Here is a 12,211-nt window from a genome sequence, read left to right as displayed (position 1 = left end):
AGGATCCCACGCTGATGGACCGCTCCGCGCTCCAGACCGCGGCGGCGATCCGTGCGGGCGAGACGACCGCGCTCGCCGAGTGCGAGGCGGCGATCGCGCGGATCGAGGCACGCGATGGTGCGATTAACGCCGTCGTCGTCCGCGATTTCGCCCGGGCGCGGGAGGCCGCACGCACGCTCGACGCGGAAGGTCCTGACGATCGGCCGCTGTTCGGCGTGCCGATGACCGTCAAGGAGTCGTTCGACGTCGCCGGCCTGCCGACCAGCTGGGGCGTCGGGGTCCACCGCAACAACATCGTCGACCGGGATGCGGTGGCGGTCACGCGGCTGAAAGCGGCGGGCGCGGTGATTCTGGGCAAGACCAACGTGCCGGTGCGGTTGAGCGACTGGCAGGCGGACAATCCGATCTATGGCCGCACCAACCATCCGCTCGATACTACTCTCACCCCCGGCGGATCGTCGGGCGGCGGCGCGGCCGCGCTCGCCTCGGGCATGGTGCCGCTCGAGCTCGGCTCCGACATCGGCGGCTCGATCCGCGTACCCGCCGCGTTCTGCGGCGTCTGGGGGCACAAGCCGACCTACGGCATGCTGTCCGACATCGGCCACCGTGTCCCCGGTACCGACGGGGCAAGCGCCGTCCTGGGCGTGATCGGCCCGCTCGCGCGCAATCCCGAGGATCTGGCCGTCGCACTCGACATCCTCGCCGACCTGCCGCTGCCCCGCCCAAGCGTCGACGTAGCCCGGCCGCGGATCCTGCTGCTGACCGCGCATCCGGCGGCGCGCGTGGATTCGTCGATCGTGTCCGCGATAGAGCGTGTCGGTGAGGCGCTGGGCCGCGCAGGTGCCATCATTTCGCACGCCGCGCCACCGATCGACCTGGCGGCGCAACATGCGGACTATATGCGGATGCTCGGCATCGCGATGACGCGCGGCGGCCCGGCGCGTGACGGCAAGGTCGCGACGCTGTCGCACTGGTTCGACCTGCTGGATTCGCAGGCGCGGCTGCAACGCGCCTGGAGCGCGCTGTTCGAGCAGGTCGACGCGGTGGTCGCGCCCGCCAGCGGCGTGAACGCCTTCGCGCATATTGCGGAGCGCAACGTCGCGCGACGCACGCTGTCGATCGACGGCGAGGATACCCCGTTCGGCGTCCAGTTCGCCTGGGCGGGTCTCGCCACCTTCCCCAATCTGCCCGCGACCAGCGTGCCCGTCGGGACCGACCCGCGCGGCCTCCCGATCGGCGTGCAAGTCATCACCAACCGTTACCGCGACCACGACGCGATCGCCGTCGCCGCGCTCGCCCACCGATCAAGCAGGAGCTGATCCGATGTCCGACCTCGACACTTTCCGGTCCGAAACCCGCGCCTGGCTCGCGGAAAACTGCCCGCCCGAGATGCGCAAGCCTGTACGCTCGGAGGACGATGTCTGCTGGGGCGGACGCCAGTTCACGCCATCGAGTCCGGCGCAAAAGGAGTGGCTCGACAAGATGGCCGCCAAGGGCTGGACCGTGCCCGACTGGCCCAAGGCCTATGGCGGCGGCGGGCTATCACCGGCCGAGACCAAGATCCTGCGCGAAGAGATGGCGGCAATAAAGGCGCGCAACCCGCTCAACTCGTTCGGTATCTCGATGCTCGGGCCGGCGCTGCTGAAATATGGCACCGAGGAGCAGAAGCTCGATCACCTGACCAAGATCGCGCGTGGCGAGATCCGCTGGTGCCAGGGCTATTCCGAGCCGAATGCGGGCTCCGACCTTGCGGGGCTCGCAACATCGGCGGAGGACAAGGGCGACCATTATCTCGTCAACGGGCAGAAGGTGTGGACCAGCTACGCCGACAAGGCCGACTGGATCTTCTGCCTCGTCCGCACCGACAAGACGAGCAAGCAGGGCGGGATCAGCTTCGTGCTGTTCGACATGGCCTCGCCCGGCGTGTCGACCAAGCCGATCCTGCTGATCAGCGGCAATTCGCCGTTCTGCGAGACGTTCTTCGACAATGTCGAGGTGCCCAAGATCAACCGCGTGTACGACGAGAACAAGGGCTGGGACGTCGCGAAATATCTGCTCGGCCATGAGCGCGAGATGATCTCCGGCATGGGCCTCGCGTCGAGCGGCGGTAATCCGCTGATCGACGGGGCGATCGCCACCGTCGGGCTCGGGCATGACGGCCGGCTCACGGATCCGCTGCTGCGCGCGTCGATCGCGCTGTTCGAGGTGCGCGCGAAGGCATTCGGGGCGATGTCCGAGCGTTTTATCGACGAACTCAAGGCCGGCAGGGCGCACCCCGCACAGCCGAGCATGATGAAATATTACGGCACAGAGCTGAACAAGTCGCGGTACGAACTGATGATGGCGGCGGGCGGTTCGGATGCGCTCGAATGGGACAGCGACCGCTCACGCGGCGGGGCTATCCCCCGGTCGTGGCTGCGGACCAAGGCGAACTCGATCGAGGGCGGAACGAGCGAGATCCAGCTCAACATCATCGCCAAGCGAATCCTCGAACTGCCCGCCTGACCTTTGACCGTTCTCCCGCGAAGGCGGGAGCCCAGTATCACGAACGCTGCGCGTGGGGCTCCTGGGCCCCCGCCTCCGCGGGGGAACCAGAATGCCACTCTACCTAGACGACGACCAGACCGCCCTGCAGGACACGATCCGCGATTTCGTCGCGGAGCATGCGCCGGTCAGCCATATGCGGGCTTTGCGTGACGCCGACGACACAACCGGCTTCTCGCGCGATCTGTGGAAGCAGTTCGCGGAAATGGGCTTTACCGGCATCCTGATCGGCGAGGATCAGGGCGGCCTCGGGCTCGGCCATGTCGAGGCGGGCGTGGTGCTGGAGGAGATCGGGCGCAACCTGTCCCCCTCCCCGTTCCTGTCCACCGCGGTCGCGGCGGTCGAGGCGCTCAAGGGCACGGGCCAGGCCGAACGCTGGTTCCCGGGGATCATCGCCGGCGAGACCGTCGCCGCGCTGGCGATCGACGAGCGCGCCAAGCACCGCGATACCGTCGCTATGAAGGCCGAACGGTCGGGCAACGGGTTCCGGCTGACCGGCGAGAAAAGATTCGTCACGCACGGCCACTCCGCCGACTTGGTCATCGTCGCGGCACGCACCGCGGGATCGGATGACGATAAAGACGGCATCACCTTGTTCGCCGTTCCGAAGGACTCAGCCGGGCTGTCAGCACACGCCGAGCGCCTCGCCGACGCCAGCCTTGCGGCGCGCCTCGAGTTCGACGGCGTCGAGGTCGACGCGGATGCGGTGATCGGTGAAGTCGATGCCGGCCGCACGCCGCTCGACCGCCTGCTCCGCGCGGGCCGCACCGGCGCGTCGGCAGAACTGCTCGGCGTCGGCGGCGGGGCGATGGACATGACGGTCGGCTACATGAAGCAACGCAAGCAGTTCGGGACGCTGATCGGCAGCTTCCAGGCGCTCCAGCACCGCGCCGCACATCTCTATTCGGAGATGGAGGTCGCGCGCGCCGCCGTCCTCAAGGCGCAGCAACTGCTCGACCAGGGCAGCGACCGCGCCGACGAGGCGGTATCGGTGGCCAAGGCGATGACCGCGCTGGCAACCACGCTCAGCGTCCAGGAGGGCGTGCAGATGCACGGCGGGATCGGGATGACCGACGAATACGACATCGGCTTCTACATGAAGCGCGCGCGGGTGCTCGCCGAGATGTTCGGGGATGCCAACTTCCATGCCGATCGACTGGCGCTCGCCGCCGGCTATTGACCCAAAGCTGTACCCCCGCGAAGGCGGGGGCCCAAACTGGGAGCGCTGGGTTGGATCGTCCGCCGGACGATCCTTGCGCATGCGGGGCATGCGCAACCCAGCGCTCGCCTTCGCGGGTGAACAAGGAGGTCAGATGCCTGCCGAAACTGCCGAAGTAACACCCGAAGCGCTCGCCCAGGGTCTCGTCGACCTGCTCGAGATCGAGGAGGTCGACACCGATCTCTATGTCGGCAAGCGGCAGCCCGGCGGCGTCGGGCGAGTCTTTGGCGGGCAGGTCATCGCGCAGGCGCTCCAGGCCGCGCAACGCTCGACCGAAGGCCCCAAGGCGGCGCACTCGCTGCACGCCTATTTCATGCGCCCCGGCAACGAGGACTATCCGATCGTCTTCCGCGTCGTCCGCGATTTCGAGGGTCGCAGCTTCGCGACGCGCCGTGTGATCGCGATGCAGAAGGGGCAGCCGATCCTCAACATGGCGGCGTCGTTCCAGATGCCCGAAGAGGGCCTGCACCATCAGCACGCAATGCCCGACGTGCCCGCGCCCGAAACCTTGCGCTCCGACCGCGACCTGCGGCTCGAGAATATCGACGGCATCCCCGAAAAGTTTCGCGCGCACATGCTGCGCTGGCGGCCGATCGAGGTCCGTCCGGTCAACCCGCGCAGCTGGATCGATCCTGCACCGCAGGAACCGCACTACGCCAACTGGTTCCGGCTCTGCGCCCCCATCGGCGACGATCCGGCGATGCACCGTGCGATTCTGGCATACGCGTCCGACATGGCGCTGCTCGGCACCGCGCTGCTGCCGCACGGCAAGAACTGGATTACGCCGGGGCTGCAGACCGCAAGCCTCGACCATTCGCTATGGCTGCACGAGGATTTCCGCGCCGACGACTGGCTGCTCTACGCCTGCGACAGCCCATGGTCGGGCCATGCGCGCGGCTTCAACCGCGGCAAGATCTACGCGAGAGACGGCCGCCTCGTCGCTAGCGTCGCGCAGGAGGGCCTGATCCGGATGCGCCAGTAACCCCACGCGGGGTCGCGATTACTTGCGCACCCACACCTTCTCGCCGCCGATCCACGTTTCCTGCACCACGGTCGCGCGCAAGTCGGTCGGCGAGGCCGTCGTCGGATCCCGGTCGACGATGATGAAATCCGCACGCTGGCCGGGGGCAAGCGCGCCAAACTGCTTCTCGGCGAACCCGGCATAGGCCGCAGCCCCCGTCATCGCCCACCACGCCTGTTCGCGCGTGATGATTTCCTGCGGCTGCCACCCGCCCTGTGGCTGGCCGTCGGCATCCGCACGCGTGAACGCCGCGGCCCAGGTCGCGAACGGATCGGGCTTCTCGACCGGGAAGTCGGTGCCGAAGGCGAGCTTGGCGCCATTGGTCAGCATCGATTTCCAGGCATAGGCGCCCGCCAGCCGGTTCGGGCCGAGCCTTGCCTCCGCCATCGTCCGGTCGCTGGTCGCGTGCGTCGGCTGCATCGAGGCGATCGTGCCGAATTTGCCGAATCGCGGCAGGTCGATCGGATCGACCACCTGCGCATGCTCGATCCGCCAGCGCCGATCGCCGGTATAGGTCTCGCTCTCCACCTGGATCGCGTCGAGCACCATCTGGTTGGCCTTGTCGCCGATCGCGTGGACCGCGACCTGATAGCCGTCCATCGCCGCCCGGCTCATCTGGTTCTGGAGCTGGTCGTCGGTGAGGAAGCCGAGACCCGACTGGCCGGGCGCGTCGGCATAGGGCTTGAGCAACCATGCGCCACGCGATCCGAGCGCACCGTCGGCATAGAGCTTCACGCCCCCCATCCGCAGGCGATCATTGTAGAGCCACGGCGTCGGCCCCTTGCCGCCGATCCGGCTCGCGGTCTCGACGCCCATCGCATAGCTCATGATGCGGACGCGAAGCCCGCCGATATCCGCCATCCGCCGATAGGTGAGCCAGTCGTCGAGCGTCGTGCCCATGTCCGCCACCGCGGTAACGCCGTAGCGCAGCAGGATGCTCTGCGCGGTCAGGAACGCGGCATCGCGCTCCTTGGGCAGCGGCTGCGGCACGACCTTCTCGATCAATGCCTGTGCGCCATCGACGAACACGCCCGCGGGCGCGCCGCCGGTCTTCTCGATCCGTCCGCCCGCCGGCGAGACAGTCGACGCGGTGACCCCGGCCTCGCGCATCGCTTCGCGGTTCGCCCAGCCGGCATGGCCATCGGCGCGCGACAGCCAGATCGGGTGCCCGCCCGAGACCGAGTTGAGATCCGCCGCGGTCGGGAAGCGACCCAGCCCCCAAGCCTCCTGGTTCCAGCCGCGCCCGATCACCCATTTGCGATCGGGATTGCCGGCGATGTACGCGGCGATGCGCGACTTGGCCTCGTCGAGCGACTTGGTCATCGACAGGTCGAGCGACAGCGCGCCGAAGCCCATCTCGATCACATGCCCGTGCGCATCGACGAAGCCGGGCAGCACGGTCTTCCCGCCCATGTCGATCCGCCAGTCATAGAGCGGCTTGCCCGCGTTCTTCTTCAATTCCTTGCGGCTGAGCTTCGGCGCCTCCTCGCCTGGGGGAACGAGTCGCGTGACCCGGCCGTCCTTGTCGATCAGGATCGCCTTGAAATGGATCACCCGGCCGCCGTCCGCGACCGTGATACCGTTGACGTTATCGACGATACCGTCGGCCATGGCCGGGGACGTGGCGAGCGCGACGACCGCCGCAGACACAAGAAAACGCATCACTTCGCCACTCTCCACGCATGATCACTGGTCGGCCGGTGATATTCCCGGGACTTTACGCCCGATACCAAAGCCTTGGCATTCGCGCCCCACGATACGCACGCGGAACGCGCGGACCGCACCGACGACGTCGCCCGCAAGGTATGCTGTACGCGCGCTGTGTCGAAAACCGGTTTTGCCATTGGTCCCGCGCATAAGCGGTGTTCCCCCCTTGCGCCAGATGGTCTAGCGGGTCGGACATGGCTACCCACGCTGCCGTAGCGGCACCCACCCTCCCCGTCTCGATCGACGATGTCCGTGTCGCGCACGACCGGATCCGCGCCTCGATCGTCCGCACGCCCACGCTGATCAGCAAGACGCTGAGCCAGATGACCGGCGCGACGGTGTATCTGAAGTTCGAGAATCTTCAGTTCACCGCGGCGTACAAGGAGCGCGGCGCGCTCAACACGCTGTTGCAGCTGTCGCCCGAGGCTTGCGCGAAGGGCGTCATCGCCGCGTCCGCGGGCAATCACGCGCAGGGCCTCGCCTATCACGCCAACCGGCTCGGCATCCCGGCGACGATCGTGATGCCGGTCAACACGCCGACCGTGAAGGTGATGCAGACCGAGGGCCACGGTGCCAACGTTGTGCTCCACGGCGAGACGTTCGACGCGGCCTATGCGCATGCGCGCATCCTCGAAGGCGAGTGCGGCTTTACCTTCGTCCATCCGTTCGACGATCCGCGCGTGATCGCCGGCCAGGGCACCGTGGCGGTCGAGATGCTCGAGGACGTGCCGGAGATCGACACGCTCGTCATCCCGATCGGCGGCGGCGGCCTGATCTCGGGCATGTCGACGGTCGCGCACGCTGCCAGCCGCGCGCCCGGTGGCCACCCGATCGAGATCGTCGGCGTGCAGGCCGAACTGTTCCCGTCGATGTTCAACCGCATCAACGGCACCGACATGCCGTGCGCGGGCGATACGCTGGCGGAGGGCATCGCGGTCAAGGAACCGGGCGCGATCACCTCGAAGATGGTCGCCGAACTGGTCGACGAGATCGTACTGGTGAGCGAGCGGAGCCTGGAGGAATCGGTCAGCCTGCTGCTCCAGATCGAGAAGACCGTGGTCGAGGGCGCCGGCGCCGCCGGGCTTGCCGCGCTGCTGTCGCATCCCGGACGGTTTGCGGGCCGGACCGTCGGCATCGTGCTGTGCGGCGGCAATATCGACACGCGCCTGCTCGCCAACGTGCTGCTGCGCGACCTCGCGCGGTCGGGGCGGCTCGCACGGCTGCGCATCCGGTTGCAGGACAAGCCCGGCGCGCTGTTCCACGTCGCACGGATCTTCGATCAGGAACGCGTCAACATCATCGAGATCTACCACCAGCGCGTCTTCACGACGCTGCCGGCAAAGGGCCTCATCACCGACATCGAGTGCGAAACCCGCGATCGCGCGCATCTCGATCGGCTGGTGGGTGCGTTGCGCGCGAGCGGCTATGAGACCTCGACCGTCGAACTGGCGTAATTGCGACGCTGTTAAAGCGGTTTACCCCGTTAACTCATAATCGTGGTAAACCCGCTTTTCAGCTTTGCCGGACGCGCGCATAGAGCGTGATCCGCGGATTCTCGCGTCTGTCTGAAGGACATCGGCTTCGGTGACTGCGCCCTTTCGTTTTCCGCGCTTCTTCGTCACGAGCCCGTCACCGTGCCCGTATCTGCCGGGCCGGCAGGAACGCAAGGTGTTCACCGAGCTGACCGGGCCGCATGCCGGCGAGCTGAACGATGCACTCGGGCGGATCGGCTTCCGCCGCAGCCAAGGCGTGGCGTATCGCCCGTCCTGCTCGGGGTGCACCGCCTGCGTGTCGGTCCGCATCGTCTCGGGCGAGTTCGTTCCGAACGCGACGCAGCGCAAGCTGCTGCGGCGGCACGGCGATATCGAGGTCACCGCGTGCAAGCCCTGGGCGACCGACGAGCAGTTCCAGCTGCTCCGCCGCTATCTCGGCACCCGCCATCCGGGCGGCGGCATGGCCGGCATGGACGAAGACGATTACGCGGACATGATCGAGCATTCGCCGGTCAACTCGCTGATCGTCGAATATCGCGAGCCCGGCGAGAACGGCGCACAGGGGCGATTGATCGGCGCATGCCTTACCGATCGTCAGGCAGACGGACTGTCGATGGTCTACAGCTTCTTCGCCGCCGACGACGAGAGCCGGACGGGGCTCGGCAATTTCATCATCCTTGACCATATCCTGCGCGCACGCGATGCCGGGCTGCCCTATGTCTATCTGGGCTATTGGGTGAAGGGCTCGCCGCGCATGGAATATAAGACGCGGTACCGGCCGCTCGAGGTGCTTGGGCCAGCGGGCTGGCGGCGTTTGCAGGATGCCGATCTGGTCACGCCGCCGGCGCGCGTTGGCGTGGTCGCCTAACCAGCGCCCCGTTCCTCAGGAAGGGGGACCCTGGCCCCTTCCTCTTGCGCGCTCAATCCTCGCGCTGGACGACGACGTCGACGTCGAGTTCCTCGCCACCTTCGCCAAGGCGCGACCCGGCAACCGGCGCCGCGCCGGCCGCATCGAGCGCCATGGCTACGCGCACATAATGCTCCTCGGGCGACATGCCGGTGCAGGGATCGAACCCGACCCAACCCAGACCGTCGACATAGGCCTCCGCCCAGCCATGCGGCGTCGGCAGATGCACGACCGCGGCGTCGTTGTGATGATAGCCCGACACATAGCGCGCCGGCGCGCCGAGCGATCGTGCCGCGACCGCGAACATCTGCGCCATGTCACGCGGCGTCGCGCTGTCCTTGCGAAACGCCGCCGCGGCCGGCAGCCCAGGCTCCGGCCGCCCCGCATCGAACACGAAGCGGTCGTGGAGCGCCCGATTGAGCCGGTGCAACGCGCCGATCCGATCGCGTGCGCCCGCCGCGGAATCGGCCGCGAACGCAGCGATGTCGGCGTCGTACGTGGTAGCCTCGGTCCCGCGGAGGAACAGCGCCGGCGGCAAGGTCTCATGGACGCCGTGCAGGACGCCGTCCGAGTGACTGGTCAGCACCTCGCCCTTGACCGTGATCTCGATCCCGTCGACCGGTCCTTCGGCGTAGAGCATCGTCACGGCGTTGCCGAAACCGTCACGGCCCGGCCGCAACCGCGCGTCGCAATCCACGTCGATCCGCCACGACGCCACCGTCTGGTCATGCGAGTTTTCCGGAGTCAGCCGGAGCATCTGCACCAGCCGGCCCTGCGGCTGGGTAAAGCGGTAGATCGTGTGATGATCGATCGACAGCCGCATTATTGGAACTTGAACTGACGGCCGATCGCGCCGTGGAGCAGCGCGTTCTCGGCGATGAAGGCCTGCAGATACTGGTGCAAGCCGGAGGCGATGACCTCACCCGACCGAGTCTTGGTCATCCGGCTTGCCCGCATCCGTGCCATCCTGTCCGCCTCCCCGTGGTTGCCCGTGCGTTTCGCGAGCAGGTTGAGAACGTCGACCGTCTCCTCGACCGACGCCGCGAGGCTGCGCGGCAGCTCCGCGCGCGCCAGCAACAGGTCGATCACGTCGGCGGGACGCAGCCCGTCATTATACAGCCAGCGATAGGCTGTCACCGCGGACACGGTCTGCAGGATCGTCGTCCACTGGTCGCGGTCGATCGCCCCGCCGAGCCGTTCGCCCTCGGGCAGCAGGATATGATATTTGACGTCGAGCAGCCTTGCGGTGTTGTCCGCGCGCTCGACCGACTGGCCAAGCCGAATGAACCAGGTCGTCTGGTTGCGCAGCATCCGGTGCACCGCACCCTCGAACCCGCGCGTTTCGGTCTTCACCGCCTCGACCAAGTTCATCTGGTCCGTCGTGCTGCGCGGCGTCGTCCGGTTCTCGAACAGCAGCCACGCACGATTGATCGCGGTCCACGCCTCGCGGGTCAGCGCGGTACGCACCGCCTTGGCGTTGTTGCGCGCCATGTCGACGCAGCGGACGATCGAGCCGGGGTGGCTCGAATCGAGCGTCAGGAAGCGGACGACCTCGGTCTGGCTGAGATTGCCGCCCAGCGTCGCGAACGGCTCCTCCGTCTCGGTAACAGCGAGCGCAGACGCCCACGCCGCCTCCCCCGCGGGTTGCGAGGACAGCACGTCCAGACGGACGGTCGCCTCGACCAGCCGCGCGATGAAATCCGCGCGCTCGAAATAGCGACCCAGCCAATAGAGCGACGATGCGGTACGCGAGAGCATCAGGCGGCCCCGTCAGTCTGCGCGCTCAGGCTCTGCGACATGCCGCCCATCGTCTGCGTCATGCCACCGGGCCTCATCCGTTGCGTTTGATCGGCCATCAGCACGAAACTGTCCTTCGTGCCCCCGCCCTGGCTGGAATTGACCACCAGCGATCCTTCCTTCAGCGCCACGCGGGTAAGCCCGCCGGGAACCACCTGCACGCCCTTCGACCCGGTCAGCACGAACGGCCGGAAATCGACGTGCCGCGGACTGAGGCCGCCGTCCGCCATCGTCGGCACGGTCGACAGCGCCAGCGTCGGCTGCGCGATGTAGCGATGAGGTTCGGCGATCAGCGCGGCGCGGAAGTTCTCGATCTCCAGCTTCGACGCAGTCGGTCCGACGAGCATCCCGTAACCACCCGAACCATCGACGAGCTTCACGACGACGTCCTCGAGATTGTCGAGAACGTACTTCAGCGCCTGCGGCTCGCGGCAGCGCCAGGTCTCGACGTTGCGCAGCTTGCACTCACCGCCCGAGTAGAACTTCACGATGTCGGGCATGTAGCTGTAGATCGCCTTGTCGTCGGCAATGCCGTTGCCCGGCGCGTTCATGATCGCGACGTTGCCGGCCGCATAGGCCGCGATCAGCCCGGGGACGCCGAGCGCGGAGTCGGGCCGGAATACGAGCGGGTCGAGATAATCGTCGTCGATCCGGCGATAGATCACGTCGACCTTCACCCGCCCCGCGATCGTCCGCATCCAGACGATGTCGTCGTCCACGACAAGATCGGCGGCCTCGACGAGTTCGATCCCCATCGAATCGGCGAGAAAGCTGTGCTCGTAATAGGCCGAGTTATAGTGCCCAGGCGTGAGCAGCACGCAGGTCGGGTTCGCCCCCGTCCCGTGCGGCGCGACCGACTTCATCGTTTCGAGCAGCAGGTCCGGATAGCTGTCGACCGCCGCCACGCGGAACTCGCGGAAGAGCTCGGGGCAAAGCCGCAGCATCGCCTCGCGATTCTCCAGCATGTAGCTGACGCCGGAGGGCGTGCGGGCATTGTCCTCGAGCACGAAGAAATCGTCCGGACCGGTGCGGACCAGATCGATCCCGCAGATATGCGCCCATACCCCGTGCGGCGGGCGGATGCCGGCGATCTCGGGGCGGAACTGCGCATTGCCGAGCACGAGATCCTCGGGAAGGATACCCTCCTTCAGAATTCGGCGCTCACCGTAGATGTCGTTGAGGAACGCGTTGATCGCCTCGACACGCTGGACCAATCCTTCGGAAAGCCGAGTCCACTCGTCATGCAGGAACACGCGCGGGACGATGTCGAACGGGATGATCCGCTCGGCCGCCTCGTTCTCGCCATAGACTGCGAAGGTGATGCCGAGCTGCCGGAACGTCGTCTCGGCGGCTTCTTGCCGGCGACGCAGCTCGGCGTCGGGCGTATCCTCGATCCATGTGCCGAGAGCCGCCAGTTCGGGCCGCGCGGTCGTATCGCCCGGCGTGCCCATGATCTCGTCGAACGCTTGTTTCCCCATCGAAACGGTCAATTCCCCATCAAGCGTTGCGGTTCCATGCTGCAA

Annotated in this window: 10 protein-coding genes; 6 read left to right on the top strand and 4 right to left on the bottom strand. The window is 67.1% G+C overall.

Translation table 11 applies throughout. From position 1 onward, the window contains the following. Positions 1-14: 14 nt before the first annotated feature. The 4 genes from EV283_RS09795 to EV283_RS09780 all read left to right on the top strand — a co-directional run bounded on the left by EV283_RS09795 (position 15) and on the right by EV283_RS09780 (position 4,745). Positions 15-1,319, top strand: a complete 1,305-nt coding sequence (locus EV283_RS09795) for an amidase family protein (RefSeq protein ID WP_130324800.1) — start codon at positions 15-17, stop codon at positions 1,317-1,319. Positions 1,320-1,323: 4 nt separating this feature from the next. After that, the gene (locus EV283_RS09790) at positions 1,324-2,505 is read left to right on the top strand and encodes an acyl-CoA dehydrogenase family protein (RefSeq protein ID WP_130324798.1); all 1,182 of its coding nucleotides are present in this window, start codon (positions 1,324-1,326) and stop codon (positions 2,503-2,505) included. Positions 2,506-2,596: 91 nt separating this feature from the next. Then, positions 2,597-3,724, top strand: a complete 1,128-nt coding sequence (locus EV283_RS09785) for an acyl-CoA dehydrogenase (protein WP_130324796.1) — start codon at positions 2,597-2,599, stop codon at positions 3,722-3,724. A 133-nt stretch (positions 3,725-3,857) separates the two neighbouring features. Further along, positions 3,858-4,745: an acyl-CoA thioesterase II gene (locus tag EV283_RS09780; RefSeq protein ID WP_130324794.1), complete on the top strand. Its 888-nt coding sequence runs from the start codon at positions 3,858-3,860 to the stop codon at positions 4,743-4,745. A gap of 18 nt (positions 4,746-4,763) precedes the next feature. On the opposite strand, the gene EV283_RS09775 is transcribed toward EV283_RS09780, so the two are convergent. Then, positions 4,764-6,446 carry an amidohydrolase gene (locus EV283_RS09775; RefSeq protein WP_130325108.1) on the bottom strand — a complete coding sequence of 561 codons (1,683 nt, stop codon included), beginning with the start codon at positions 6,444-6,446 and terminating at the stop codon, positions 4,764-4,766. Between the two features lie 239 nt (positions 6,447-6,685). On the opposite strand from EV283_RS09775, the gene EV283_RS09770 reads away from it, so the two are divergent. Together EV283_RS09770 and EV283_RS09765 are read left to right on the top strand one after the other, a co-directional pair. Beyond that, on the top strand, positions 6,686-7,945 hold the full coding sequence (locus EV283_RS09770; protein ID WP_130324792.1) for a threonine ammonia-lyase: 1,260 nt from the start codon (positions 6,686-6,688) through the stop codon (positions 7,943-7,945). Between the two features lie 130 nt (positions 7,946-8,075). Next, positions 8,076-8,852, top strand: a complete 777-nt coding sequence (locus EV283_RS09765; RefSeq protein WP_130324790.1) for an arginyltransferase — start codon at positions 8,076-8,078, stop codon at positions 8,850-8,852. A 52-nt stretch (positions 8,853-8,904) separates the two neighbouring features. Here the strand turns inward: EV283_RS09765 and EV283_RS09760 are convergent, their stop codons facing one another. Genes EV283_RS09760 through EV283_RS09750 form a run of 3 tightly spaced genes read right to left on the bottom strand, consistent with a single transcriptional unit; the run spans position 8,905 to position 12,166 of the window. Next, the gene (locus EV283_RS09760) at positions 8,905-9,714 is read right to left on the bottom strand and encodes a transglutaminase domain-containing protein (RefSeq protein WP_130324788.1); all 810 of its coding nucleotides are present in this window, start codon (positions 9,712-9,714) and stop codon (positions 8,905-8,907) included. Further along, the gene (locus EV283_RS09755) at positions 9,714-10,649 is read right to left on the bottom strand and encodes an alpha-E domain-containing protein (protein WP_056418002.1); all 936 of its coding nucleotides are present in this window, start codon (positions 10,647-10,649) and stop codon (positions 9,714-9,716) included. Before EV283_RS09755 ends, EV283_RS09760 begins: the two co-directional genes overlap by 1 nt. Then, on the bottom strand, positions 10,649-12,166 hold the full coding sequence (locus tag EV283_RS09750; RefSeq protein WP_130324786.1) for a circularly permuted type 2 ATP-grasp protein: 1,518 nt from the start codon (positions 12,164-12,166) through the stop codon (positions 10,649-10,651). The genes EV283_RS09755 and EV283_RS09750 overlap by 1 nt, the downstream gene beginning before the upstream one ends. Positions 12,167-12,211 lie beyond the last annotated feature (45 nt).

This window comes from Sphingomonas sp. BK036, from assembly GCF_004216825.1.
In the GTDB taxonomy this organism is placed as follows: Bacteria; Pseudomonadota; Alphaproteobacteria; order Sphingomonadales; family Sphingomonadaceae; genus Sphingomonas.
Note: the sequence above shows the minus strand (reverse complement) of the source record. Positions and strands in the feature narration are given on the sequence as shown.

Bases quoted from the DNA above. Each gene is read 5' to 3' on its own strand.
- EV283_RS09760 (WP_130324788.1), bottom strand. From the start codon at position 9,714: ATGCGGCTGTCGATCGATCATCACACGATCTACCGCTTTACCCAGCCG.
- EV283_RS09785 (WP_130324796.1), top strand. From the start codon at position 2,597: ATGCCACTCTACCTAGACGACGACCAGACCGCCCTGCAGGACACGATC.
- EV283_RS09750 (WP_130324786.1), bottom strand. From the start codon at position 12,166: ATGGGGAAACAAGCGTTCGACGAGATCATGGGCACGCCGGGCGATACG.
- EV283_RS09755 (WP_056418002.1), bottom strand. From the start codon at position 10,649: ATGCTCTCGCGTACCGCATCGTCGCTCTATTGGCTGGGTCGCTATTTC.
- EV283_RS09775 (WP_130325108.1), bottom strand. From the start codon at position 6,446: ATGCGTTTTCTTGTGTCTGCGGCGGTCGTCGCGCTCGCCACGTCCCCG.
- EV283_RS09790 (WP_130324798.1), top strand. From the start codon at position 1,324: ATGTCCGACCTCGACACTTTCCGGTCCGAAACCCGCGCCTGGCTCGCG.
- EV283_RS09780 (WP_130324794.1), top strand. From the start codon at position 3,858: ATGCCTGCCGAAACTGCCGAAGTAACACCCGAAGCGCTCGCCCAGGGT.
- EV283_RS09795 (WP_130324800.1), top strand. From the start codon at position 15: ATGGACCGCTCCGCGCTCCAGACCGCGGCGGCGATCCGTGCGGGCGAG.
- EV283_RS09770 (WP_130324792.1), top strand. From the start codon at position 6,686: ATGGCTACCCACGCTGCCGTAGCGGCACCCACCCTCCCCGTCTCGATC.